Genomic DNA, 22,051 nt, shown 5'->3' on the forward strand with positions numbered 1-22,051 from the left:
TGCACGCCACCCCACCCCCACGATGCAGATCCGGCCACCATGCGGCACGGCGCGCGCCCTGCTGTTCCCGTTTCCATGGGAAGCGGGAACAGCGTGACTCGAACCAGGGCAGGAACCGTGCCGCACGGGTGTGGTGCAGTCGCTGATCCGGTGCCTTCCCCGGGATGCTCCCGGTCAGGTCCTGCAGGGTGGTGGGTCAGGGGGCGCCCGCGTCGATCCACTCCTGATTGGTGGCCCAGGCAGTCAGGGTGTTCCCGTTGTTGTAGGCGTAGTAGAGACCGCACTTGGCGGTTGCCTTGTCCTTGACGCCCTTGGGGAACCAGTCCGTCGCAAGTTCGGCATCAGGGGAAGAGCCGGTGAGGGGCTTGCACTGTGAGGGAAGCTTGCCGTCGGCGAGCGAGGCGACCAGGACTCTCTGGCCGCCGGTGGTCTTCATCGAGTACTTCACGGAGGTGACCTCGTCCGGCAGCCATCGCGGCACCGACGTACGCTCCCGCTTGGCCTCGGCGCCGGTGGAGTAGGTGGACGTCTGCTGGTGACGGGTGTCGTACCAGTCCTTGGCGGCGGGGACGGTGAAGGCCGCGGCGACGCCGCCGATGGTGAGGGCGAGTACGGACGAACGGCTCACGGGAGGCTCACTTTCACAAAAGGGACGGGATGGGCTACTCCTCCATCGTTCCGCCGGATCTCGCGCCGACCGTCCCTCTGGGGTGCCGATCCCGTCTACCTCCCCGGTCGCACACCCCGGACCGAGCCCTGACCAGGCCCGGACCGCGGGCGCCCGGTCCCCGCCTGTGAGGAGCACCGGACCGCCGGGGAACCAGGGAAACCGGCCAGGGGCGGCGGAGGCCGACCCCTAGGGGTCGGCCCACACGGATGAGGGTGCACCGGCCGGTCCCGGGCCGTACCACGCCTCCCGCACTCTCCGCCCGTCAGCACGGGCCGTGCTCCGCGCGGCGGCCTGCTGGCTGTCCCGAGCGCGGTCGCCCGGTCGGAGCGCGCCGGGGAAACCGGCCGGGGCCAGGGCGAGGGTCCGCACGGAGCACACGCCCGTCCGATCCGCCTCACCCAGCGGGACTTCGGGGGCCCGTCGCCAACGACTCGAAGTAACACCGGCCAGTCTCACCGACCGCTAGCCGGTGATGTACTCGCTGAAGATCACGCCGGCCTCGGCACCCGCTGCCCGTGCCTCAACCATGAACCTGCCGACTATCGAGCCCGCAATGAGGGACTGCGAGGTGGTGGCCACGCCGTCCGTGCCGCTGATGACCTCTGTGACATCGGAGCCGTCCTCGAAGGAGGCCGAATCATCCCTGACCCTGAAGACGACCTTCGTCTTCCTCACGGGCGCGCCGTGCTTGTCCTGTACGACGATGCTGAGTGGCATGGGGAACTTTCCGCCCACTGCAGCGTGTTGCCCCGCGCCTGAGCGGTACGCCAGATGATCCGGTGAGCCGACGGTTTCCTTGACCACAATGCCTTCGAACGGCGTGAAGACGTCCTCTTCCAGCCACTCGGCCGAGGCGTCCACCTGCCCGGGCTGCTTCGCCTCCAGCAGCGCGCTCTCGGCGATGCCCATGTCTTCACCGGATTCTTGTACCGGTTTGATGTCGGTTGTCTTGCCCCCGACGAAACGTGCTTGATCGCCCTTGAGGACGAACTTGATGGTCGCCTTTCCGACCGGGGTTCCGTCGAGATTGCCGGCCTTGACTCGAAGGGGGTATTTGAAGCGGGTGCCGGCTTCCGTCTCCTGTCCCTGGCCTTCCTGCGGGGTGAGCCGGAACTTCGAGATGTGGAACATCTCCCCGGTTCCTTCAAGTCCGACCCACAGCTGGGAGTTCGGATCCGTCGCGATGCCCGACGGCTTCGAGCCCTTGCCGGTGTTGATGCTGCCGGTTGTGTGCGTGGCACCGGGGGGAACGCAGTCGACTGCGTCGGCGGAGGGCATGGTGAACCAGAGCGAGCCGTCCGGCATCGCGAACAGGCGGTCGGGAACGGCGTCGGTGCGGACCTTCTGCTGGGACTTGCGGTCGAGGTCGTACTTGATGAGGTACGTGTCGTCGGTCGCCACCCATAGGACTCGCTCCTGGGCGGTCTCGGTGATGGCGAGATGTCCGGGTGTCGCGCTGCCGTCGAGGCGGACGGGGTTCTTGGAGAATTCGCCGCTCTTGGCGTCGAAGAGGACCACGCAGCCCGCGCCGGGAGAGCTCAGCCAGTATTCCTGGGAAGTGTGCTTCGCGATGGCGAGTCCATGTACCGGACTGGTGGGCCCGCCGTTCTGGGAGAATGCGTCGGACGTGTGGATGTTGCCGTCCGCATCGATGAACGTCAGCGAAGGCATGCCCGAGAGGGTTGCGACGATCCTTTCGGCGCCTGTCGAGTCGGAGCCGATCGCCATGGCGGGGCATGATGCCGCCGTGCCCCGCCCGAAGTTGTCGTAGCGGCCGTCGCCGCTGTCGGTGAGCGTGCACTTGACCACGCAGCCTTGACCGGGTGCCAGCGCGTACATCCACACGGCCTGGTTCCAGGCGACGAGGGCCTGTGCGCTCCTGCCCGGGTCCGGCGAGGTGAAGACCTTGTTCTCGTGGGGTTCCTCGGTGGCGAACCTGCCGAACTGGGCATCCCTGGTGACGAACCAGATCTGCCGATCATGCGGGTTGCAGACGAGGTACGCGGGCTTGGCCGAGCCGGCCAGTGGATAGCGAGGATCGGTGGGTTCGTTCCCGGCCGTGGAGGGCATCGCTGGGCTCGCCTTCTCCGGAGAGTTCATGATTCATCCGCTTCAGCACTCTTGCCCGGCTCGGACCGCACGCAGAGGGAGATCGTGGTGGGAGGCTCCGAGTCCCCGTGGCCGACCTTCAGCACCACCTGGTCCTCTTCCTGGCCTGCCCGCAGGGCGGGAAGCGCGGCCCGGCCTCGGGCGTCCGTGGTCAGCAGAGTTTCTGTCGTTCCGTCACCGAACGTCGTGCCGCCGTCGGAGACCACGCGACAGGTGAGCGGCACGCCGGGGATGGGGATGCCATTGCTGACGTACTGAACCACGCCCGACACTCCGGTGAGCCGTCCCGGTGCGGTTTCCCCCACCAGTTGGGCCACGAACTGAGTTTTCCCGCTGACACTTTTAGGGTCAGCGGGAATCGGATATTTGCCGATCGCCATGTTGGTTGGATTGGTGTACCAGAGCCATTCACTACCGCTTTTGTCCAGGCACAGCCCCATGGCGTCGCCGCCGCTCGGCAGGGACGGGCCCGGCAGCTCAGTAATGCCCTCATCCGTCCGGAAATGCGAGATCCCGTTGCTGCACGCCACCCAGAGATTTCCATCCGTACCCAGCATCATCTGGCGAGGCGCGCCACCTCCGGAGATGTCTCGCTGCGTCCAGTTGCGGAGCTCCGTGTCGTACCGGCAGACCTGGTTCGGATTTTCCGTGCCCACCCACACCGCGTCCCCGTTGGGGCTGGCGACGATGTGAACCGGTTTCTGGCCACTCCCCCCAGGGAGCGCAATGGGCTTCGGCTGGTCATCTTTGGTCGGGGCATACCTGTACAGGCTGTTTGTTTTCCGCTCGTAGTTTCCTGTGGTGCTGACTTGCCCCGTCGCCCAATAGACGCATTCCTTGAGCGATTTCGCGCCCTTGGGAGTGGTGACGGCCACGGACCAGAGCCAGGTGTCGTAGACGGGGTTCTGCTTCGGGTCCGGAAATGGATACATACGTGGGGTACTGGACTCGTCTTCCGGATCACAGTAGCCCACCTGTGTGTGCACGGGCTCGGCGAACATGACCCAATAGGCCCATACAGGAGTCTGGTCGGTTCCCTTATTGACCAGGAGCGACGCGATGGTCTGAGCCCTGGCGTCATCGGCCAACTTGAACTCATTGAGTCGCTTGTGGTTCACGATGTCGTATTCGATGACCGGGTCGTAGTCCTGCTCATGCGCGGGAGAGGCGAACCATACGACCTTCCTCCCGTCCGGCCGGTTCGGATGCGGATCCGGAATGATCCCGGCAGAGAGGGGACGGACATCGTTGGTGACCTTGAGTTGATTGGCAATGCTCGTCGGATGCACCTGGACGAGCGCACTGTCATGAGTTGTCACCCAGAGGTAGCCATCCGGTCCGACCGTTATGGAGTGCGGCGTGACGGTACCCTTTCCGCTACCGTCTTTAAGGAGAGGGTATTCTTCGGGACTGCCGGCGTCCTGCATTTCACAACCACCCCTTCGACACGCTGCCCTCTTTTGCCATTCCTGAGGTGCTAGTGCGAGCGACCTGCCTTCCGGCCGAAACGAGTCGACAATCGGATGCTATCGGTCCAGCGTAGGTGCCGGGCAACCGGCCGTTGGGGATTGGCTTGAACGGGTGATGGTAGGCGTGCATTCAGGTATTCCCCTGATGGCTGATACTCGATGACAGCAAAACGATTCTGCCGCACCTTCCCGGCTTCTGCGAAGATATCCATTACACGCACTGCTGTGAATTCTGCGTCACGGCGATGGCCGCTGAGATTCATGGGTCGACATGTTTCACAACCCGACCTGAGGCGATGATCAGGCATCACAGCAGCTGCACAGGCACGGACACCGACCCGTCACTGCTCAGCCGCCTCAGCCGCTACGTGGATGCACGGCGAGGCCGGGGCGGACTCGGACTCCTGCCGTTGCGTCACGTTCCGGCCAGTGGTGGCGAGTGAGTGATGACTGGTTCGGCAAGTGGTTCAGCGTGATTCGGGCTGCAGCCGTTCGAAGGCCCCACCATGCCAGATTGAAGACCGAGCCACCGCTGCTTGGCAGTGCAGGTCGCAGGGCTGGAGGTCGGGGGCCGATCCTCGTGGCCGGTCCCAACCTCCGGCGCAGACCACGCAGTTGCGCCGCCTCAAGAAGCTGGCGGGGCAGCACGCCGGTACCGCCCGTACCGCTGACGGCTGGTCGACGGTTGGGGCAGGATGACTGCGCTAGGAGGATCGGGATACGGGAGCATGGTGTGCAGTGGTGCGGGAACTTCCCGTCACCGCCTCTCCCTCCAGGTGAGATTCCAAAAGGTGGCGATCGCAGGGAGCCTGCATTCAGTGGGCGTGACGTTTCCGGTCAGCCTTCTGCGTGGACATGCGGCAACGCAACGTCCGTTTCCCGCCAGCAAACACACGTGCGTCGAGCCAGCATCGGCACATGACCAGATACACCGTGCTCCCCATCGACACAGCCGCCCTCAAGGAACTGCGGGTTGCCGACGACGCAGGCCGTCCGTGCGCCCCGTACATCGCGACCAGCGACGACGAGGGCTCCCCGCTGCGCTGCTGCCTGCGCCCCGTCACACTCGGCGAGCGTATTGCCCTTGTTTCGTACGCCCCATTGCGCCGCTGGGCCGCCACGAGGGGTGCACGTCCGGGCGCGTACGACGAACAAGGCCCCGTCTTCATCCACGCCGATGACTGCGGCGGGTTCACCCCAGGCAAGAACTACCCTCTCGACCGGCCGGGCGCCCTGCGTACCGTGCGCCGCTATGACGCCCGGGGCCATATCGCCGGTGGACGCCTGCTGGAGATTCCGGCCAATGCCACGGCTGGCTTCAATGCAGCATTCGACGAGGCGTTCAGTGACCCGGATGTAGTGCTCGTGCATGTCAGGGCACTGGAATACGGATGCTTCCACTTCGAGGTGCGACGGCCCTCCACCGAGGAGCAGTAGCCGCCTCCCGCCCGAATGATCGATTTCAAGGGATCGGCCGCCAGCGGGGAACGGAGGAGCCCAAGGTGCGGTTACGACAGCAGACTTGGACTCTTCTACGACCCTCGCCGGCGTCAGGCGATCGACCGCAGCCTCACCCAACGGCTGCGGTCAGGCAGGCCCATGCGTCGTCCGAAGATCGCCCGCCGGTCCACCGGGCGAGGCATCATCCGCGGCATGGTGTCCATCACCGCCCGCCCCGCCGAGGCCGAGAACCGCAAGGTTCCCGGCCATTGGGAGGGCGACCTCGTGACGGGCACCCGGCCCTCAACCGTCGCCACGCTCGTCGAGCGCACCAGCCGCTGCACGGCCATCGTTGCGCTGCCCGACGGCAGTCAGGGCGAGGGAAACCGGAGTGCCGAGCAGACCGGGTCCCGTACAGCCGGTCAGCACGACAAGCTCAGCGGAAGTCGTCGGCGTGATCGACGGCCCACTGGGCGTAGGTGTGTGCCGAAGTGCCGGTGATCTTTTCGGCGATGGCGGAGGTCATGGCCACGACGCCGTCGGCGGCTGCCCACTGACTCACGATCGCCTCGGCCACGACCGGATGCATTGTTCTGGCGATTTCCGCGCGAGCCTGCTCGTCGGAGATGTGTTCAACCCGGATATGACGGCCGATGGCCTCGCCGATGTGCTCGACCTGGCGTTGCAAGGTCAGGGACTCGGCCCCGTAGATGGTGTAGGCCTGGTGCGAGTGGCCCGGTTCGGTCAGGGCGGTCACCGCCAGCGCCGCGATGTCCTTCTCGTGCACCGGTGCCGACTGTGCGAGCGGATGGGGAAGGCGGACGACGTTGTCAGTGCGGATCGATTCGGCCCACCAGGTGCGCGTGTTGATCGCGAATGTCCCCGGCCTGAGGAACGTCCAGTCCATGCCGGACCGTTGGACGGCCTGCTCGATCGTGCGGTTGAGGCGGGCGACCGGGTGGTCGGCGTCGGGGTCCAGGACGACCGACACCGACGAGAGCAGGACCACCTGCCGGATTCCCGCAGCTGCGGCCGCCGCAGCGAACTTCTCGATGTCGTAGGGCTTCTGGGGGTCGAGCATTCCGTACAGGAACACCTTGTCGGCACCGTCGAGCGCTGCGGGCAGCGTCTCGGGACGCTCCAGGTCGGCGACGACTGCTTCGTACCCAGGCGTCAAGCCCGCGGCTGGGGTCCTGTTGACTGCTCTGACCTGCTCACCGGCGACCAGCAGGCCATCGGCCACATGACGACCGACGTTACCGCGGGCGCCGAAGACAACTGTCACCATGATGGAACCTCCTGCTTGTTGTGGACATGAATTTCCGCATTGGCGCGGGTGGTGCGAGATGTTTCGCCGCCACGCGGGTGGCGGACCGGCCCCGGCGGGCCCCGTTGTTGGCGACGGTGTGGGGAACGAGTCGGGAGCCGGAGCGCGTTGACCGCGGGATGTGCGGGTACGAGATGTCGCTGCGGCGAGACGGTCGGTCGCGAGTGACGTAGGTGAGGGATTTCCGCTGTCAACGTGAGCGCCGGCAGCGAGTCCGCCCCGATCGTCGGTCGCCGATCAGGGCTGGATGTTCTCCAGGTCCTCCAGGAGGCCGGGGTGCTTCGGCTCCCAGCCGAGCGCCTGCCGGGTACGGGTGCTGGACGAGGGCTGGTCGGCCTGGAAGATCGGGCCGAGCGGGCCGTAGGTCTCCTCCGGCACCGACTCGACCGGCAGGCCCAGCCGTCGGCCGATGACGGCCGCGATGTCCCGTACCTTGTCCCCCTCGTCGGCCACGGCGTGCCAGGCGGTACCGGCCTCCGCCTGCTCCAGGGCGAGCCGGAAGAGAACGGCTGCGTCGAGCGCGTGGACGGCGGGCCAGCGTTGTGTGCCGTCGCCGGGGTAGCCGGAGATCCTGCTCTGGCGTGCGATGTTGGTCAGCAGACCGGCGAACCCGCCCGCGCCCTCGTTGTGAACCGTGCGCGGCATGCGTACGGACGTGCTCCGGACCCCGCGCGAGGCCAGGCCCAGGATCGCCGTGACCGTGCGGCTGCGGCCGCCGACCGGCCCGTCGGTCGGCACCGGGTCGGCCTCGGTGGAGGCACGGCCCGGCACCCGGGGCGTACCCGAGACGGTGACCAAGGGACGGTCGCTGCCGACGAGTTCCTCGCCGAGGGTGGTGAGAGCGGCGGTCTCCTCGGCGACGTTCCGGGCGAGGGCCTCGGGGCTGCTGAAGTCGTTGCCGAAGGCCAGGTGGATCACCCCGTCGGCCTGGGCGGCGCCGGAGCGCAGGACGTCCAGATCGGCGAGGCCTCCCCGCAGCGGCTCGGCGCCGGCTGCCTCGGCGGCCTGCGCGGAGGCGTCGGAGCGGGCGAGCGCGAGGACGGTGTGGCCGTTGCCGAGGAGTTCGGCGACGACGGCGGAACCGATCAGACCGGTGCCGCCGGTGACAAAGACGCGCATGGAACCCTCCCAGAAGTGATGGGACTCTTGTCCCATCACTCTAGCAGGGTGACGGGACAAGGGTCCCATCACATATGCTGACCCCATGGGACGATGGGAACCAGGTGCGCGTGAACGCCTTGTCGTGGCTGCGGTCGACCTGTTCACGGAGCAGGGGTATGACGCCACGACGGTCGCGCAGATCGCCGAGCGTGCCGGGGTCACCAAGAGCACCTTCTTCCGGCACTTCCCCGACAAGCGCGAGCTGCTGGTCGCCGGGCAGGAGACGCTGAGCCGGCTGCTGACCGAGGGGATCGCCGACGCGCCCGGTGACGCCAGCCCGCTTGAGGCAGTCGCTGCCGGTCTCGAGCGCGCCGCGACCGCGATGGGCCCCGGGAGTCGCGAGCTCGCCCCCCGCCTGAAGGCGGCCATCGCCGCCAGCGCCGAGCTTCAAGAACGTGACACCCTCAAGACCGTCAGTCTCGCGGCCGCGATGACAACCGCTCTGGTCGCCCGCGGCGTACCCGATCCGACTGCGGCTCTCGCGGGCGAGCTGGGCGTCCTCGCTTTCAAACGGGGGTACGCCGCATGGGCCGAGGACGACCGTGGCGCCGAGGACGAGCTCGCCGGGTACACCCTGGCGGCCCTGGACGAACTGCGTGCGGCGAGCGCATCACTGGGCTGACGGACGAGCATCGGCTACCGGCGGCAGATCAAGAACCAGGCCAACCTCCGGGAGGGCGGCCACTCCCTCGCCTGGAAGATCTTCCACGGCAGACACGGGAGCTCCACCAGCGCTACCGGGACGGCATGGAGGACCGGATCGGGGCACTGGGGCTGGTCCCCAACGCCCTCGTACTGTTCAGCACGCGGTACATGGACGCTGCGGTGAAGCAGCTGCTGATGGACGGTTTCGACGTCCGTGACGAGGACGTGGCTCGCCTCTCACCATTCGTGCGGCACCACCTCAACATGCCCGGCCGGTACTCCTTCCAACTCCCTGACCTGCCCGGCGGCCTGCGACCACTGCGTGATCCGGACGCCGCCGAGGCGTGAAGCCGCAGGCACCGTCGCGGGGGCCCGGACGCTGTGCTCCGCACTACCGGGCCCAGCGGTCGGGAGCCGGGGTGCGCGATCGTAGGCGCTCCCCCTGCGGCCCGAACATGATCAGGTATTCGACCGGTCCGCCGGGTCCGGCGTTCGCGACTCCGTGGGCGGTGCGGGTGTCGAACTCGGCCACGTCCCCGGCGCTCAGCACGAGGTCCTGCTCGCCGAGCGCCAGCCACAGCCGCCCGTACAGGACGCACAGCCATTCGTACCCGTCATGGGAGACCTGCCGCGGCCGCGCCGGCGGCGCGTCGATGGCGGGCAGGACGTGCTTGTGGGCATGCAGGCCCCCGACGTACCGGGTCAGCGGTAGCACCGCCTTGTCGTTGCCGGAACGCTGCGGCACCGGGGTGCGCGGTCGGGCCGCAGCGGCGGGTGCGGTGCCGGCCAGTTCGTCCAGGGAGACGTCGTACGCCTTCGCGAGCTGCAGCAGCACCTCCAGGGTCGGCTTGCGCCGGCCGGTCTCGATCCGCGACAGCGTGCTCAGCGAGATGCCGGTCGCGCGGCTGACGCCGGTGAGTGTGGCGCCGTGCTGCTCGCGCGCGGTCCGCAGCCGGGGGCCCATGGCCGCCAGCGTGTCGGCTGTGCCGTCGTCCGTCACCGTCGCCCCGCTCCCTCCGGCCGTGCCGCCTCCACCGCCCTGTCCTGCCAGTTTGCCAGGATGGCAAGGGTGCTCGCGTCGCGCGGCCGCCGCGCCGCATGATCGGTGGGTAACCACGGCCGCCCGTGAACCGAGGAGAAGCGATGCACCAGCCCGCGCCGTCCGCCGACCTGCGCCACCGCACCGTCAAGGCACCCGCTGGGCGCCTGCACCTGGTCGAGCAGGGCACCGGACCGCTGGTCCTGCTCGTCCACGGCTTCCCCGAGTCCTGGTACTCCTGGCGCCGCCAACTCCCGGCCCTCGCGGCGGCGGGGTACCGGGCCGTGGCGCTCGATGTGCGCGGCTACGGCCGCTCCTCCAAGCCGGCCGCGACGGACGCCTACCGGATGCTCGACCTGGTGGAGGACAACGTCGCCCTGGTGCGCGCCCTGGGCGAGGAGAAGGCGGTGGTCGTCGGGCACGACTGGGGCTCCAGCATCGCGGCGGCCTCCGCCCTGCTCCACCCCAAGGTCTTCCGCGCCGTCGGACTGCTGAGCGTCCCCTACGCACCGCCCGGCGGCCCCCGCCCCACCGACGTCTTCGCGCAGATGGGCGGTGACCAGGAGTTCTACGTCTCGTACTTCCAGGAACCAGGCCGGGCCGAAGCAGAGATGGAGCCCGACCTCCGGGGCTGGCTCGCGGGCTTCTACGCGGCCATGTCCGCCGACACCATGCCCGCCCAGGGCGAGCCCGACCCGCACTTTGTGGCCCGCACCGGCGGCCGGCTGCGCGACCGCTTCCCCGACGGCAAGCTGCCCGCCTGGCTGACCGAGGACGACCTCGACGTGTACGCCGGGGAGTTCGAGCGCACCGGCATGACCGGGGCCCTCAACCGCTACCGCAACATGGACCGCGACTGGGAGGACCTCACCCAGTACGGCGGAGCCCCGATCAAGCAGCCGTCCCTGTTCATCGGCGGCGCCCTGGACGCTTCCACGACCTGGATGGCCGACGCGATCGACGCCTACCCGGCCACCCTCCCCGCCCTGTCCTCCACCCACATCCTGGACGGCTGCGGGCACTGGATCCAGCAGGAGCGTCCCGAGGAGGTCAACCGCCTGCTGACCGCCTGGCTCGCCTCCCTCCAGGGCTGAATCAGCGGGTGTGCCGGCCGGCCTCCGTCGCAGGAGAACCCCGGTCGGCACACCCGAGGGCACCCCCACCTGCTGGAAGCTCGCTCAAGTCGTCATTCGGGACACGGCCCTGTTGACTCATCGTCGTGACGAGGGTGGAGGAGATGTGGGCCAGGGCGGGGTCTGCAGCGATGAAGACCGTTTCGACTCCCGCCAGTTCGTGGTTCATGCGGGCCATCGGCATTTCGTAGTCCAGGTCGGCAACGCCGCGGACTCCGCGGATGACGACGTCGATTCCGGCTCGGCGGCAGTAGTCGACCAGCAGGCCGCCGGTGTGGGAGTCGACCGTGACGTTGCTCAAGTCAGCTGCTGCCGCGCGGAGCCGGTCCACCCGCTCCGTGACGGGGAAGCGGCCGGTCTTGTTCGCATTGAACATCACGCACACGACGACCTCGTCGAACAGGAGGGCAGCGCGCCGGAGTACGTCCTGGTGCCCTTGAGTGACCGGGTCGAAGGATCCTGGGAAGAGGGCTCGCATGATCGAAAAGAGTAACAAGCGGCCGCCACCCCCCGGTAGTGAAGTGCCAGGGCAGCCAAACCATCAAGATCAAGCGTGACAGGGTGAACGTCCAGCGGGACGGGACAACCGCAACGTCACACGCAGATCACGGCCACGTGGGGCACGCTCTAAGATGCGGCGCATGCAATCGCTGATCGCTGCCATCGTCGAACACCAAGAGACCGCCGACTTCCTGGCCTGGCCTGGTGACTTCGACCTCGGCCGAGGGGACCACGTCGAGGAGGTCCACCTCGCGTCGGGCGCGGCGTTGGAAGGCTTCGCGGGTGATGGGGCCGGAGGCACGTACTTCTTCTGTGGCGATGGTGGCGAGGAACGTCCGGTTCTGTACGCAGACTCCGAAGGTCGTGCGGCTCTGGTCGCGTTCGGCCTGCGGGAGCTGTTGCAGCTCCTTCTGGTGGCACCCTGGTGGCGCGACTGCCGCGAATTCACTGAGGAGGAGAGCGGCGAGCTGGCTGCCGAGTTCCTGGAGGACGTGCCCGACGCGGTAAATCGGCGGGACCGTGCGGCCGCAGTTCTCGGCATCCTGCTTCCCACAGAGATCGAAGCCCTGGCTCGTCTTCGCGAGGTCGCCGTCGAGGCGAGCAAGGACTTCGCCCTGATCTTCACTCCGGAGAATGAGCCCTACGAGCCACTGCTCCAGGGCTGAGCGGCGAGCCCCGTCGCTTTTCCAGTGCTACCGGCCGTAGACGAGTGTGAAGCCATGGGCACCGTTGCATCTCCGGTCGGCCGACTGCGGAATGAGGCCGCCGCCGGCGGGACCCGAAGCTCCAGGCACCGACCGCCGCGGGCACGCGACGGTTGACCGTGAGCTGCATCTCCCGCACTCGTGGACGGGCGACCCGGACCACTGCCGGGCCGCCGGACTGGCCGAGGGTACCGCCTTCACGACCTAGCCGGAGCCGGCAACCCGCATGAGCAGCCGGTTCCTTGAAGCGATGCGGTCCACCGGCTTGGCCGGCCCGCCTGGCGACGCCGTCATCAGGCCCGAGCCCGCGCCGGCCGTTGCCGGAGGCACGTCACACATCAGGCATGAAGATCACGATCTACGGCTGGAGTGCCGGGACCCGTTGGGCAGCAATCTCGCCCGACTGCTGTTCAGCCCTACCGCGCGCACGACACCCACTCTTGTGAGTGATTACGGCCACGCAAACCTTGACGTACATTTCAATTCCAGAGCAAAAGTTTACAAAAGGGCGAACACGCCCGAGGCGTCTCGTCCTTGGTGCCCGGCTATGCCCTTGTGCCCGGAGCGGTCTCGCACACGGCCTGCTTGTGGCCCCACGACCCCGGGAGGCAACAATGACCCGATTTTCTCTGTCCCCAGAATTCACGGACAAGGTTGTGCTGGGTGATACCAGCGATGAAGCGCCTGCACTGGTGTCCCATGACGGCCGGCTGTTCCTGGCCTGGAAGGGGTCGGGGAACCCGCAGCTGAACCTGATGTTCTCGGACGACAACGGAGCAACGTTCCAGGGCAAGACGGTCTTCAGCGACACCAGCCCGCACGGTCCGGCTCTCGCCTCTCAGGATGAGCTGTTCCTGGCGTGGACGGGTGAAGGGGACGGGAACCTCAACGTCGCCCAGGTCGCCCTGTTCGCCGACTCTCAGGGAGGGTTCGGTATCGAGGGTCTCGAGAACAAGGTCGTGCTCGGGGACACCAGCGACGACGGACCTGCACTGGCGTCCCTCAACGGCACGTTGTTCCTGGCCTGGAGGGGATCGGGGAACACCCAGCTGAACCTGATGTTCTCGCAGGACAACGGGGCAACGTTCCAGGGCAAGACGGTCCTCAGCGACACCAGTCCGCACACCCCGGCCCTCGCCGCGCACGGGGATGAGCTGTTCCTGGCGTGGACGGGCGAGGGGGACGGGAACCTCAACGTCGCCCAGGTCGCCTTCTTCGCCGACACCCAGGGAGGGTTCGGCATCCAGGGTCTCGAGAACAAGGTCGTGCTCGGGGACACCAGCGACGACGGACCTGCACTGGCCTCCTTTGACGGCGCGTTGTGGCTGGCCTGGAGGGGGTCGGGGAATCCGCAGCTGAACCTGATGTTCTCGGTCGACAACGGAGCGACGTTCGAGGGCAAGACGGTCTTCAATGACACCAGTCCGCATGCCCCGGCCCTCGCCCCGCAGGCGGATCAACTGTTCCTGGCGTGGACCGGTGAAGGGGACGGGAACCTCAACGTCGCTGTCGTTGCCCAGAGCGGCGGCCTGCGATAGCGGCTGCTCCCTTCCGCCTGAACACTCAGCCGCCGGTTCATCCGCTGACACGTCCCGTCGGCGCCGGAACCCGGCTCACGCGGACGCTCACACGGACGCGGCCAACGCGAACCGCACGCCCGTCAGCCGTTCCGACAACTCCCACAGTCTGCGACCGGTCTCCGGATCGGCTGCCGCAGGGGACAGCTGCACTCGCGTCGGTGCGCCGCGCAGCTCGGCCGGACCGTCGGGGCCGATGAACTGCCCGCTCTCCACGCCCGGATCGGTCGCGGCGTACAACTGCGGCAGCGCGCCGTGGGCAGGAGACTGGGCGAACAGCGGGTTGCCGATGCGGCCGAACACCACCCGCCACAGCCCGACGGCACGCATCTGCAGGTTGGTGGCCGTATAGCCGGGGTGCGCGAGCACGCTGCGCACGGGGCTGCCGGCGCCGGTGAGCCGCCGGTGGAGTTCGTGTCCGAAGACGGCGTTGGCGAACTTCGACTGGTTGTAGAAGCCCATGGGCGAGTAACGGTGCTCACCGGCCAGGTCCTCGAAGTACAGGCGCCCCTTGCGGTGGTTGACCGAGCTCACCGTGACCACGCGGGGGGGCGTCCCCGGCGGTCAGCAGGTCGAGGAGCAGTCCGGTGAGGGCGAAGTGGCCGAGGTGATTGCAGGCGAACTGCAGCTCGTGGCCCTGGGCGCTCAGGGTCCGGGGAGGTGCCATCACACCGGCGTTGTTGACGAGGACGTCGAGTTTCGGGTGGTCGGCGTGCATGCGACCGGCGAAGGTCCGCACGGAGTCGAGGTCGGACAGGTCGAGTCGGCGCACCTCGAGGCTGGCGTCGGGCTGTTCGGCGCTGATGTCCGCGGCCGCGCGGCGGCCTTTCGCCTCGTCGCGTACGGCGAGGACGACGTGCGCGCCCCGGCGGGCGAGTGCCCGGGTGGTGGCCAGGCCGAGGCCGCTGTTGGCCCCGGTGACGACGCACACCCGGGTGGTCTGGTCCGGCATCTGTTCGGTGGTCCAGTGCTGTAGCCGTGTCATGGGCACACACTGCCTCGCGTGTCACCGAGTGTCAATAACGCTCTTCCGTGTCACGTATGGCATGACGCTACGATGGCCTGGTGAGTTCCCGACCAGGCGTCAGCATGGCCCAGCGCAAACGTCAGCTCGTGTCCGACGAGCTGACCGAAGCAGCGCTGCAGCTCCTCGCGCTCAACGGCTTCGACGCAGTCACCATCGACGAGATCGCGGCCGCCGCCGGCGTGTCCAAACGAACCTTCTTCCGGTACTTCGCATCCAAAGAAGACGTCGTCGTCCAGTTCCTCGCCGACATGGGCACCGGCATGCACGAGCAACTCGCCGCACGCCCCACCGACGAGCGCCCCTCCGCGGCACTGCGGCACGCCGTCTGGGTCGCCATGGCATCCTGTGCCGACCATTCCGACCGGGCGCTGCGCGTGGTCCAGTTGATCCTGCGCACCCCCGCCCTGCACGCCCGCTTCCTGGAACGCCAGGCGCAATGGCGCGACGACCTGGCGGCAGAACTGGCACACCGCCACGGGCTCGACCCCGAGACCGATCTGTACCCGCGACTGGCCGCGGGGATGGCGCTCACCGCCTTCGACGCCGTACTGCACCGATGGAGCGGCAGCGACGGCAGCGAAGACCCCGCCGAACTCATCGACCAGGCCTTCGCCGTCATCGGCCCGGCCCTGGACGCCACTGGCGCCTGAGCCTGCCGAACCGCTGCCGCTACGCGTCGGATGCAGGCGAGTCCGGGAGCCCGCAGGCCAATCTCGTGACGGGGCTCGTACAACCGGAAGTCACCACGGCCCGGCAGCCACAGCGTGGTCAGCAGTGCTCGCCGCGCAACCGACAGCCGAGCACACGCATCACCTAACACGTGGAACGCGAATGGCTCTTCTCCCTCATCCCCCTGACGATCGGTGTGGTCTTCCTCTGCTTCGGTGGGTACGGCCTCCGCCGTGCCGGCGTGCTGCGCCGCACAGGTATCACTGCCGCGGCCCGGATCGTCCGCCACGAAGTCATACGGCAGGACGACGGTGCGACGTACTACCACCCGGTCGCGGCCTGGACAGCCCAGGACGGGCGCGCGTGCGAGCACTCCTCCAGGTTCGGCCGCGGAACCGTCGGAAACGGCTTCGGCGTGGGGACGCACGTCGTGGTCCGGTACGACCCGCAAGCCCCACACCGGTTTGCGATCGAGGGATGGGACATGAAATGGGTCGACCAGCTGTTCACGGCGCTGGGGGCGGTCTTCACACTGGGCACGGTGGCCGTTCTGCTCGTCCGACTGCTCACCCTCTGACCGTGGCCGGCCGACTGCCCAGTGTGACGTCGGCCAGGGCCGGGCGCTGGTGGCCGAGCGCCGCCCCGACCGGCCGGTACCGCCGATGGCCGGTACCGACGCGATCGGGGCGGTTGTGCATCTGTTGGCACCAACTACCGTCTGCTGCCTACCTGATGGCCCGGCCTCACTTCAGGTGCCGGCCGAAGAACCGGTCCCCGTCCTCCCTCTCGAACCACGGGGTACCGAGGTGCCCGCCCATATTGGCGTGCAGCGTTTTCTCCTTGGTGCCGAAGGCGTCGAACAGGTCCAGGGCCCGCTGCCGGGGATTCCCTTCGTCGTCCCACTGCAGCAGGAACAACAGGGGAATGGTGACCTGCCGGGCCTCCTCGCGCTGGGCGCGGGGCACGTACCCCCCGGCGAAGAAACCGGCGGCCGCGATGCGCGGCTCGGCCACCGCCAGCCGGATGCCGAGGGCGGTCCACCCCGAGTACCCGACCGGGCCGCCGATTTCGGGCAGCGCAAGGAGGGCATCCAGGGTGGTCCGCCAGTCCGGGACCGCCTTTTCGACCAGCGGACCGACGAAGGACTCGAAGATCTCGTCGACCGGCTCGCCGGCCTGCATCGCCCGGCGGAGGTCGGCGCGGGCCTGCTCGTCGGCGGCGGAACGGGGCCGGTCGCCACATCCGGCGGCGTCGATGGAGGCCACCGCGTAGCCGTACGCCGCGGAGAGCCGGGCCCGGGCCACCAGCCGGGGTTCCCCCTTGGGCAGGCCGTTGTTGTGGGCCATCAGGATCAGCGGAACCGGTGCGGATACGGATGCGGATCCAGGCATCCACAGAGTGCCGGGAATCTCGCCGAGGGTGAATTCGCGCTCGAGGACGCCGTCGTCGAGGCGCTGCTCGGAAGTGAATTGCATGGTCGTGCCTTTCGGGAGAGCTCTTTGACGGCGCTCCCGGACGACCTATCGCCCGACCGTGACCCCGGAGGGGAGCACCCATGTCGATACTGCGTTCACGGGTACCACCTCCTTGTTCTCTCGCACGGCCTCCGGAAAGGTAGCAGCGGTCGCCGTGGTCCGCCAACAGGTTTTCTCCTCCGAGGGCTGCCGAGGACCACCGGCACCGTGCCCCGCGGCCCGTCCCGCGCCCCTGGCGGCGGCCGAAGCACCGGACGCAGGCTGCCGCCACCCCTAGGGAAGGGACGGCCGTAAGCCCTCCACGCGGACGATCCGCCCAGCAGAGCACGGCTCTAGCGTATGAGAGCCGCAGGGCTGCCGAAGCGAGGGAGACGGACGTAGATGAAGCGACAGACGAGACACGACGATGCGCTGGGACGACGCCAACTCTTAGCGGGAGCCGGTGCGATGACCGTCGGCGGGGCGGTGGCCGGGCTGGCAGGGCCGACGGGGGTCGCGGCCGCAGCCGAACCGGAGACGTCGGCATCCCCGGCCTTCGGCCCGGTGACCGTACGGCCCGGCGACCGCCGCTACGACGGCCTCCTCCGCGGCAACAACTTCCGCTTCGTCGGCCACCCGGACGAGATCCGCGTCTGCGGATCGACGGATCAGGTCGTACGTGCCGTGCAGGACGCGGTCCGGTCCGGGCGCCGCATCGCCGCCCGCAGCGGCGGCCACTGCTTCGAGAACTTCACGGCCGACTCCGCCGTGCGGACTCTGCTCGACCTCTCCCCCATGGACGCGGTCGACTACGACGCCCGGCGCCGCGCTTTCTCCGTCCAGCCGGGCGCGACCCTCGGGCACGTCTACCGCACCCTCTTCAAGGGCTGGGGCGTGACGATCCCGGCGGGCGGCTGCCCGGAGGTGGGCGCGGGCGGCCACTTCGCGGGCGGCGGCTACGGGCCCCTCTCGCGCCGTTACGGCTCCGTGGTCGACCACCTCCACGGCATCGAGGCCGTGGTCGTCGACCGCGACGGCACCGCCCGTGCCGTCGTCGCCACCCGCGAGTCCGACGACCCCCACCGCGACCTCTGGTGGGCTCACACCGGCGGGGGCGGCGGCAACTTCGGCGTCGTCACCCGCTACTGGCTCCGCTCACCGGACGCCTCCGGCACCGACCCGTCCCGACTGCTGCCGTCCTCGCCGCAGCAGATGCTCAGATATCTGGTCGGCTGGGCCTGGGACGACAAGATGACCGAGCGGGCCTTCACCACACTGCTGCGCAACTTCGGCACCTGGCACGAGCGCAACAGCGCCCCCGGCTCGCCCTCCGCCGGCCTCTACGCGATCCTGCTGCCCATGCACCGCAGCTCGGGCAGCGTGTACATGGCCGTGCAGATCGACGCGGGCATCCCCGGCGCCGACCGCCTCCTCACCGACTTCATCGCCGCGGTGACCTCCGGCACCGGCCTCACACCCATCCTCGACGACCGCCGCACGCTGCCCTGGCTCCACGCCACGACCTGGCCGGGCACCGGCGAGCCGGGCGACGTCACCAGCCGCCGCTACAAGATCAAGGCCTCATACCTGCGCCGCTCCTTCACCGACGCCCAACTCGCGGCCGTCCACCGCCACCTCACCGACTCCGCCAAGGAGCCCCGCGGCGGCATGCTCCTCATCGGCTACGGCGGCGCGGTGCGGTCCGTACGCCCCGACGCGACGGCCGTCGCCCAGCGCGACGTCGTCATGAAGGCCGTCTTCCAGACCATCTGGACCGAGCCGTCCGAGGACGCCGTCCACCTCGCCTGGATCCGCGCCTTCTACCGGGACGTCTACGGGGAAACGGGCGGCGTCCCGGTGCCGGGCGAGGTCAACGACGGCTCGTACATCAACTACCCGGACGCCGATCTCGCCGATCCGGAGTGGAACACCTCCGGTGTGCCGTGGCACGAGCTCTACTACAAGGGCAACTACGCCAAACTCCAGCGCATCAAGTCCCTTTGGGATCCCCGCAACGTCTTCCGGCACGCGCTGGCGATCGAGCCCGCCGGGTAAGCGGCCCTCACCGGTGCCGACGCCCCCTGACGAACATCCACAGGAGCTGTTGGCGAACTGGCCGCCGGCAGACGGCAACTGGGCCCTGTCGGTGCGCTTGGCCGCCGTTACTTGATGGCGGTGTCGCCGAGGGCCTCCAGTACCGGCCGGAGGCCTTCGGCGGCTTTCCGGAGGACACCATGGGCGCCTTGAGGAAGGTCCCGGCGGTGAGGGCGTAGGGCGGCCCGGAGCGCTGCAGCGTGCGGTGGCGGGCGACGTGCCGAACGTCGGCGGCAGATGCCGCCAGGTACAGCCGCTGGTCAGCGCGTACACCACTCCGTGAACACGGCCCGCTCGCCACACGGAGCGGTCCCACCACCTTTGTAGGCGGACCGCGGAGATTCCCCACTCGCGGACATCCATAGCGTCCCGGGGTCGGCCTGTTGCCGTTTACGGAGTGTTACCGGTGACGCGTCTTCACTAGGCGTCCGCCGTCAGTGCTGGCATTGACGCGAAGGGTCTGGCAGCTGCCCGGCATCTCGCCGAGCGAGGGACGCTGTCTCGGGCGGCGGCGAGTTCGCCGCCCCGTCCGGGTGCGCGGTGCGTGGCCATCGATGGCAGGTTGTGCTCACACCAGGGTGGAGATGCAGAACGGGTGGCCTGCGGGGTCCAGCAGGACCCGCCACCGGTCAGGGTCAGGCTGGGAATCGGGCTCGACGGCTCCCAGGGAGAGCAGACGGGCTTGGGCGGCATCCAAGTCGTCGACGCCCAGTTCTATGTGGGCCTGCTTTTCCTGGGACGGGTCTGGCCAGGTGGGACGGCGGTAGTCGGTGAGCCGGTTGAATCCCAGGCCAGCCGCGCCGTTCTGGCCGAGAAGGACGAAATCGTCTGTGGCGAAAACGACTGGCATGCCGAGGACTCCGCTGTAGAAGCGGGCCAGCTCGGCAGGGTCGGGACAGTCGAAAGTGACCGCAGAATAGCGGAACGTGGGTTCTGACGTTTCTTCATGACTCATGGGCAGAACGGTATTGAGGGAGTAGGTCAGATCTAGCCCTACTTACAGGATCTGATCGGCATGTTCGCCTACCTGTTGCGATTGGTCTGCTTGCTGTCCGCTTCGCGGGTCCTCATGCCGCACGAACATCACGTCACGTAAGACAACCTCTACGCCGTGATTGGTGCGGCCGGCCTGGCGGCCTGCTCGATCTTCGCGCAGTAGGCTGCGCGGGCTTCCTCGTCGATCTGCTTCTCGTGTTCGGGGCGCACCCCGGTCCGGCCGTCGAGGCCCTCGCGCAGGATGTCGGCGTGCCCGGCATGCCGGTTGGACTCGCCGAGGACATGGACCATGACGGCGAACAGGTTCGTGTTGGGATGAGGCTCCGGCCACCACGGCACGTGGCCGGGGGCATCGAGGGGAAGCTCGTTGATTGTCGCGTCCGAGTGTTCCCACGTGCGCCGGTAGAACTCGATGATCTGATCGCGGGTCTCGTCCTCGGTCGCCCACAGATCGCTGCCGTTGTAGTCCTGCCACCGGGGCAGCGGTTCCGGGGAAGGGCGGTCGAAGACCTCGCCGAAGTACCTGGCCTCGACGGTGGCCACGTGTTTGACCAGGCCGAGGAGGTTGGTCCCGGTCGCTGTCAAAGGCCGGCGGGCGTCGTATTCGGACAAGCCGTCGAGTTTCCAGAGCAGCGCCATGCGGTCCCGCCGCAGTCTCCCGTGCAGGTTGTCCTTCGCGAAATCATCGATCATGCGGCGTGAGCCTGCCATGGGCCGCTCGTGGTCTCAAGATCCCGTACGTGGTCCGCAACGACCGGCAGAGCCGGGGCCTGGCCATGGCCGCCGCCCTGACCTACAACCCTGCATGACCGAAACCCCGCCTCCCACAGCGCCGTTGCGGTTGCATGCTTGTGGTTCTCCAGCGGAGAACTGGAGAAGGGGCCATATCCTTCCTGGGGGGAAAAATGAGAGGAAACACGAACCGGAGCACCATCAGACGTGTGCGGGCCGCTCTGAGCGCGGCGGTCGTGGTCTGCGCGGTCACGGCGGTGCTGCCCGGGTCCGCCTCGGCCGGGCCCACCGCCATGGCGGGGCTCGCGGGCAACCGCGCAGCCGGCGTCGAGAGGGTCAGTGTTGCGGCCGACGGTACCCAGGCCGACGACAACTCCGCCGGCGCCTCGATCACGTCCGACGGCCGCCGCGTCGTCTTCTCGTCGTCGGCGAAGAACCTCACGCCCGGCGGCACGACGGGGGGCGACAGGGTGTACGTCCGCGACCAGGGGACGGGACAGATCAAGCGGATGGGGGACTGGCCCCCGCTCCAGCCCCCGGTGATCAGTGGTGACGGGGAATACGTCGCCTATTCGCTGCGGTGGATGAAGAACGTACGGACTCGCCAGTATCAGGTGAGCACGGGAAGGACGGCTTCCCCCGACTGCTCGGCCTACAGCTGCAACCAGCCGTCGCTGAGCGCGGACGGCCGCTACCTCGCCCTGGCCATCCTCATCAAGCAACTGTCGTCCGAGCACCAGCGCATCGAGGTTCAGGACTGGAACACCGGCGGCACCAGGGCGACCGTCGCCGACCTCGGCCACACCTCCCCGTCCCGGCCGTCCATCAGTGGCGACGGCCGCCACGTCGCCTACCAGGACAGCGAGGCGGGGGACGTCTTCGTATGGGACCGGACCAGCGGCACCGCCTCCGGCCCGATCGAGGACTCGTCCGCGGGGGCGTCACTGGTCCAGCTCAGCAACGACGGCAGCAAGGTCGTCTACCTCTCGGGCTCCGACACCTACGTCTACGACGTGCAATCGGGCACCGCCCAACTGGTGCCGAATGTGCGGGGCGTGGCCATCGATCCCACCGGCCGCTGTCTGCTGTACGCCCCGAACGGCACGAATGGACCGTCGCTCACGCTGCGCGACCTGCAAACAGGCACCGACCAGATCGTCTCGAACCAGCCCGCCTCGGCCGAGACCAACGCGGTCAGCGCCGGCGGGCATGACGTGGTCTTCCAGTCCACGGCCGGCGACATCGTGCCCGGCGACACCAACGGCAAGTCGCACATCTACGTCCGCCACTTCGGCTGATCGCAC

At 68.3% G+C, this 22,051-nt stretch carries 19 protein-coding genes and 3 pseudogenes; 11 read left to right on the plus strand and 11 right to left on the minus strand.

Annotated elements, in window-relative coordinates:
- Nucleotides 1-196: 196 nt before the first annotated feature.
- The 3 genes from ACWD4B_RS21715 to ACWD4B_RS21725 all read right to left on the minus strand — a co-directional run bounded on the left by ACWD4B_RS21715 (nt 197) and on the right by ACWD4B_RS21725 (nt 4,206).
- Complete coding sequence (locus tag ACWD4B_RS21715; protein WP_451422271.1) at nt 197-628, minus strand: hypothetical protein; 432 nt, start codon at nt 626-628, stop codon at nt 197-199.
- A gap of 504 nt (nt 629-1,132) precedes the next feature.
- Entirely contained in the window at nt 1,133-2,509 is a 1,377-nt protein-coding gene (locus ACWD4B_RS21720; protein ID WP_451422272.1) for a hypothetical protein, read from the minus strand.
- 257 nt (nt 2,510-2,766) lie between these two features.
- Nucleotides 2,767-4,206 carry a hypothetical protein gene (locus tag ACWD4B_RS21725; protein WP_451422273.1) on the minus strand — a complete coding sequence of 480 codons (1,440 nt, stop codon included), beginning with the start codon at nt 4,204-4,206 and terminating at the stop codon, nt 2,767-2,769.
- Between the two features lie 960 nt (nt 4,207-5,166).
- On the opposite strand from ACWD4B_RS21725, the gene ACWD4B_RS21730 reads away from it, so the two are divergent.
- Both ACWD4B_RS21730 and ACWD4B_RS21735 read left to right on the plus strand, forming a co-directional pair.
- Entirely contained in the window at nt 5,167-5,685 is a 519-nt protein-coding gene (locus ACWD4B_RS21730) for a DUF1203 domain-containing protein (protein ID WP_451422274.1), read from the plus strand.
- A 96-nt stretch (nt 5,686-5,781) separates the two neighbouring features.
- Nucleotides 5,782-6,069, plus strand: a pseudogene (locus tag ACWD4B_RS21735) (transposase); the annotation flags it as partial.
- 55 nt (nt 6,070-6,124) lie between these two features.
- Here ACWD4B_RS21735 and ACWD4B_RS21740 read toward each other — a convergent pair.
- Both ACWD4B_RS21740 and ACWD4B_RS21745 read right to left on the minus strand, forming a co-directional pair.
- The gene (locus ACWD4B_RS21740) at nt 6,125-6,976 is read right to left on the minus strand and encodes an NAD(P)H-binding protein (RefSeq protein ID WP_451422275.1); all 852 of its coding nucleotides are present in this window, start codon (nt 6,974-6,976) and stop codon (nt 6,125-6,127) included.
- Nucleotides 6,977-7,252: 276 nt separating this feature from the next.
- Nucleotides 7,253-8,134, minus strand: coding sequence for an SDR family oxidoreductase (locus ACWD4B_RS21745; RefSeq protein WP_451422276.1), 882 nt, complete (start codon nt 8,132-8,134; stop codon nt 7,253-7,255).
- An 85-nt stretch (nt 8,135-8,219) separates the two neighbouring features.
- On the opposite strand from ACWD4B_RS21745, the gene ACWD4B_RS21750 reads away from it, so the two are divergent.
- Together ACWD4B_RS21750 and ACWD4B_RS21755 are read left to right on the plus strand one after the other, a co-directional pair.
- The gene (locus ACWD4B_RS21750) at nt 8,220-8,798 is read left to right on the plus strand and encodes a TetR/AcrR family transcriptional regulator (protein ID WP_451422277.1); all 579 of its coding nucleotides are present in this window, start codon (nt 8,220-8,222) and stop codon (nt 8,796-8,798) included.
- A 12-nt stretch (nt 8,799-8,810) separates the two neighbouring features.
- Nucleotides 8,811-9,169 (plus strand): annotated as a pseudogene (locus ACWD4B_RS21755) (Tn3 family transposase); the annotation flags it as partial.
- Between the two features lie 43 nt (nt 9,170-9,212).
- Here ACWD4B_RS21755 and ACWD4B_RS21760 read toward each other — a convergent pair.
- Complete coding sequence (locus tag ACWD4B_RS21760) at nt 9,213-9,821, minus strand: helix-turn-helix domain-containing protein (RefSeq protein ID WP_451422278.1); 609 nt, start codon at nt 9,819-9,821, stop codon at nt 9,213-9,215.
- Nucleotides 9,822-9,964: 143 nt separating this feature from the next.
- Between ACWD4B_RS21760 and ACWD4B_RS21765 the strand changes: the two genes are divergently transcribed.
- On the plus strand, nt 9,965-10,954 hold the full coding sequence (locus tag ACWD4B_RS21765) for an alpha/beta fold hydrolase (RefSeq protein WP_451422279.1): 990 nt from the start codon (nt 9,965-9,967) through the stop codon (nt 10,952-10,954).
- Nucleotide 10,955: 1 nt separating this feature from the next.
- Here the strand turns inward: ACWD4B_RS21765 and coaD are convergent, their stop codons facing one another.
- A complete protein-coding gene (coaD, locus tag ACWD4B_RS21770) occupies nt 10,956-11,471 on the minus strand; it encodes a pantetheine-phosphate adenylyltransferase (protein ID WP_451422280.1) in 516 nt (171 codons plus the stop codon).
- A 163-nt stretch (nt 11,472-11,634) separates the two neighbouring features.
- On the opposite strand from coaD, the gene ACWD4B_RS21775 reads away from it, so the two are divergent.
- Nucleotides 11,635-12,159, plus strand: coding sequence for a hypothetical protein (locus tag ACWD4B_RS21775; RefSeq protein WP_451422281.1), 525 nt, complete (start codon nt 11,635-11,637; stop codon nt 12,157-12,159).
- 731 nt (nt 12,160-12,890) lie between these two features.
- The gene (locus ACWD4B_RS21780) at nt 12,891-13,736 is read left to right on the plus strand and encodes a hypothetical protein (RefSeq protein ID WP_451422282.1); all 846 of its coding nucleotides are present in this window, start codon (nt 12,891-12,893) and stop codon (nt 13,734-13,736) included.
- Nucleotides 13,737-13,823: 87 nt separating this feature from the next.
- Here ACWD4B_RS21780 and ACWD4B_RS21785 read toward each other — a convergent pair.
- Nucleotides 13,824-14,760: pseudogene (locus ACWD4B_RS21785) on the minus strand (oxidoreductase).
- Nucleotides 14,761-14,864: 104 nt separating this feature from the next.
- Here ACWD4B_RS21785 and ACWD4B_RS21790 point away from each other — a divergent pair.
- Both ACWD4B_RS21790 and ACWD4B_RS21795 read left to right on the plus strand, forming a co-directional pair.
- Nucleotides 14,865-15,452 carry an acyl-CoA-like ligand-binding transcription factor gene (locus ACWD4B_RS21790; RefSeq protein ID WP_451422294.1) on the plus strand — a complete coding sequence of 196 codons (588 nt, stop codon included), beginning with the start codon at nt 14,865-14,867 and terminating at the stop codon, nt 15,450-15,452.
- 170 nt (nt 15,453-15,622) lie between these two features.
- Nucleotides 15,623-16,048 (plus strand): DUF3592 domain-containing protein, encoded by a 426-nt coding sequence (locus tag ACWD4B_RS21795; protein ID WP_451422283.1) that lies wholly within the window; start codon nt 15,623-15,625, stop codon nt 16,046-16,048.
- Nucleotides 16,049-16,214: 166 nt separating this feature from the next.
- On the opposite strand, the gene ACWD4B_RS21800 is transcribed toward ACWD4B_RS21795, so the two are convergent.
- A complete protein-coding gene (locus ACWD4B_RS21800; RefSeq protein WP_451422284.1) occupies nt 16,215-16,946 on the minus strand; it encodes a dienelactone hydrolase family protein in 732 nt (243 codons plus the stop codon).
- A gap of 381 nt (nt 16,947-17,327) precedes the next feature.
- Here ACWD4B_RS21800 and ACWD4B_RS21805 point away from each other — a divergent pair, with 381 nt between their 5' ends.
- A complete protein-coding gene (locus ACWD4B_RS21805; protein ID WP_451422285.1) occupies nt 17,328-18,980 on the plus strand; it encodes an FAD-binding protein in 1,653 nt (550 codons plus the stop codon).
- 607 nt (nt 18,981-19,587) lie between these two features.
- Here ACWD4B_RS21805 and ACWD4B_RS21810 read toward each other — a convergent pair.
- Together ACWD4B_RS21810 and ACWD4B_RS21815 are read right to left on the minus strand one after the other, a co-directional pair.
- A complete protein-coding gene (locus ACWD4B_RS21810; RefSeq protein ID WP_451422286.1) occupies nt 19,588-19,974 on the minus strand; it encodes a VOC family protein in 387 nt (128 codons plus the stop codon).
- A gap of 149 nt (nt 19,975-20,123) precedes the next feature.
- Nucleotides 20,124-20,708 carry a DinB family protein gene (locus ACWD4B_RS21815; RefSeq protein ID WP_451422287.1) on the minus strand — a complete coding sequence of 195 codons (585 nt, stop codon included), beginning with the start codon at nt 20,706-20,708 and terminating at the stop codon, nt 20,124-20,126.
- Between the two features lie 248 nt (nt 20,709-20,956).
- Here ACWD4B_RS21815 and ACWD4B_RS21820 point away from each other — a divergent pair, with 248 nt between their 5' ends.
- Nucleotides 20,957-22,045, plus strand: a complete 1,089-nt coding sequence (locus tag ACWD4B_RS21820) for a TolB family protein (RefSeq protein WP_451422288.1) — start codon at nt 20,957-20,959, stop codon at nt 22,043-22,045.
- The last annotated feature ends 6 nt before the right edge of the window (nt 22,046-22,051 follow it).

The organism is Streptomyces sp. NPDC002536 (genome assembly GCF_053594995.1).

Bases quoted from the DNA above. Each gene is read 5' to 3' on its own strand.
- ACWD4B_RS21720 (WP_451422272.1), bottom strand. From the start codon at position 2,509: ATGTACGCGCTGGCACCCGGTCAAGGCTGCGTGGTCAAGTGCACGCTC.
- ACWD4B_RS21800 (WP_451422284.1), bottom strand. From the start codon at position 16,946: ATGCAATTCACTTCCGAGCAGCGCCTCGACGACGGCGTCCTCGAGCGC.
- ACWD4B_RS21775 (WP_451422281.1), top strand. From the start codon at position 11,635: ATGCAATCGCTGATCGCTGCCATCGTCGAACACCAAGAGACCGCCGAC.
- ACWD4B_RS21790 (WP_451422294.1), top strand. From the start codon at position 14,865: ATGGCCCAGCGCAAACGTCAGCTCGTGTCCGACGAGCTGACCGAAGCA.
- ACWD4B_RS21740 (WP_451422275.1), bottom strand. From the start codon at position 6,976: ATGGTGACAGTTGTCTTCGGCGCCCGCGGTAACGTCGGTCGTCATGTG.
- ACWD4B_RS21730 (WP_451422274.1), top strand. From the start codon at position 5,167: ATGACCAGATACACCGTGCTCCCCATCGACACAGCCGCCCTCAAGGAA.
- ACWD4B_RS21725 (WP_451422273.1), bottom strand. From the start codon at position 4,206: ATGCAGGACGCCGGCAGTCCCGAAGAATACCCTCTCCTTAAAGACGGT.
- ACWD4B_RS21750 (WP_451422277.1), top strand. From the start codon at position 8,220: ATGGGACGATGGGAACCAGGTGCGCGTGAACGCCTTGTCGTGGCTGCG.
- ACWD4B_RS21745 (WP_451422276.1), bottom strand. From the start codon at position 8,134: ATGCGCGTCTTTGTCACCGGCGGCACCGGTCTGATCGGTTCCGCCGTC.
- ACWD4B_RS21805 (WP_451422285.1), top strand. From the start codon at position 17,328: ATGAAGCGACAGACGAGACACGACGATGCGCTGGGACGACGCCAACTC.
- ACWD4B_RS21815 (WP_451422287.1), bottom strand. From the start codon at position 20,708: ATGATCGATGATTTCGCGAAGGACAACCTGCACGGGAGACTGCGGCGG.
- ACWD4B_RS21810 (WP_451422286.1), bottom strand. From the start codon at position 19,974: ATGAGTCATGAAGAAACGTCAGAACCCACGTTCCGCTATTCTGCGGTC.
- ACWD4B_RS21765 (WP_451422279.1), top strand. From the start codon at position 9,965: ATGCACCAGCCCGCGCCGTCCGCCGACCTGCGCCACCGCACCGTCAAG.
- coaD (WP_451422280.1), bottom strand. From the start codon at position 11,471: ATGCGAGCCCTCTTCCCAGGATCCTTCGACCCGGTCACTCAAGGGCAC.